This window comes from Nocardioides sp., assembly GCF_035429765.1.
Lineage (GTDB): Bacteria > Actinomycetota > Actinomycetes > Propionibacteriales > Nocardioidaceae > Nocardioides.
Window position 1 is genome coordinate 1 of the sequence record NZ_DAOMFK010000348.1, and the last position, 1,522, is coordinate 1,522.

2 protein-coding genes are annotated in these 1,522 nt (G+C 73.6%); both read right to left on the reverse strand.

Features of this window, described 5'->3' with window-relative positions:
• Positions 1-500 (reverse strand): biotin/lipoyl-containing protein (locus tag PLP61_RS17075; RefSeq protein WP_324503999.1); only part of this gene is annotated, 500 nt, incomplete at its 3' end.
• 26 nt (positions 501-526) lie between these two features.
• A partial coding sequence (locus tag PLP61_RS17080; RefSeq protein WP_324504000.1) for a dihydrolipoyl dehydrogenase occupies positions 527-1,522 on the reverse strand: 996 nt, incomplete at its 5' end.

The following is a 1,522-nucleotide window of genomic DNA, read 5'->3' on the forward strand; positions in this document are numbered from 1 at the left end:
AGCGGCTCGTCGACCGCCACCTGGTCGCCGACCTGCTTGAGCCAGCGCGTGACCGTGCCCTCGGTGACGCTCTCGCCCAGCGCGGGCAGGGTCGCCGACGTGCCCGCGGCGGGGGGCGCTGCCTCGGCGGCAGCCGGTGCGGGCGGGGCAGCCGGCGCGGGCTGAGCGGCCGGCGCCGGCTCGGGCTCCGGCGGTGCCTCTGCTGCGGGCTGCTCCGATACGGACTGCTGGGCCGGGGGCTCCTGCGCCGCAGGCTGTTGACCCGCCTCGCCGACCACGGCCAGCACCGCCCCCACCTCGACCGTGTCGTCCTCGTGCGCCCGGATCTCCAGCAGCGTGCCGGCCACAGGGGAGGGGATCTCGGTGTCGACCTTGTCGGTGGAGACCTCCAGCAGCGGCTCGTCGACCGCCACCTGGTCGCCGACCTGCTTGAGCCAGCGGGTGACGGTGCCTTCGGTGACGGACTCGCCGAGTGCCGGGAGAGTGACTTCGCTGGGCATGGTCTTCCTTCGTTCTTCCGTGGTCGTCAGGAGTGGGTGTGCAGCGGCTTCCCGGCGAGGGCCAGGTGCGCCTCGCCGAGCGCCTCGTTCTGGGTGGGGTGGGCATGCACCAGCGGGGCGACGTCGTCGGCGTGGCCCTCCCAGCCGTAGATCAGCTGGGCCTCGCCGACCAGCTCGCCGACCCGGTCCCCGACCAGGTGGACGCCCACGACCGGGCCGTCGATACGTTCGACGAGCTTCACGAAGCCCTGCGTCTTCAGGATCTGGCTCTTGCCGTTCCCGGACAGGTCGTAGGTCAGCGCGCGCACCTGGTCGGCGCCGTACCTCTCCACCGCCTGGGCCTCGCTCAGCCCCACCGAGGCGACCTCCGGGTGGGAGTAGGTCACCCGGGGGATGCCGGCCTCGTCGATCGGGGTCGGCGCCAGGCCGGCGATCTCCTCGGCGACGAAGATGCCCTGCTGGAACCCGCGGTGCGCCAGCTGCAGGCCGGGAACGATGTCCCCCACGGCGTAGACGTGGGGCGCGGTGGTGCGCAGCCGCTCGTCGGTGCGGACGAAGCCCCGGTCCAGGGCCACCCCCTGCTCGGCGTACCCGAGGCCCTCGGTGCGCGGTCCGCGGCCCACCGCCACCAGCACCAGCTCGGCGGTGAGCGTGTCGCCGCCCTCCACCGTGAGCGCCACTCCGTCGGCGGTGTGCGCCAGGCTCTGGAACGGCGTCCCGGTGCGGGAGGTGATGCCGCGCCGGCGGAACGCCCGCTCGAGGACTTTCGAGGACGCCTCGTCCTCCGCCGGAACCAGCCGAGGCAGCGCCTCGACGATGGTGACCGTGGCGCCGAAGGACGCCCACACGGAGGCGAACTCGCAGCCGATCACCCCGCCTCCGAGCACGATCACCGACGACGGCACCCGGTCGAGCGTGAGGGCGTGGTCGGAGGTGATCACCCGTTCGCCGTCGACGTCCAGTCCCGGCAGGGTGCGGGCGTAGGAGCCGGACGCGAGCACGACGTGGTCGCCGGTGTACGT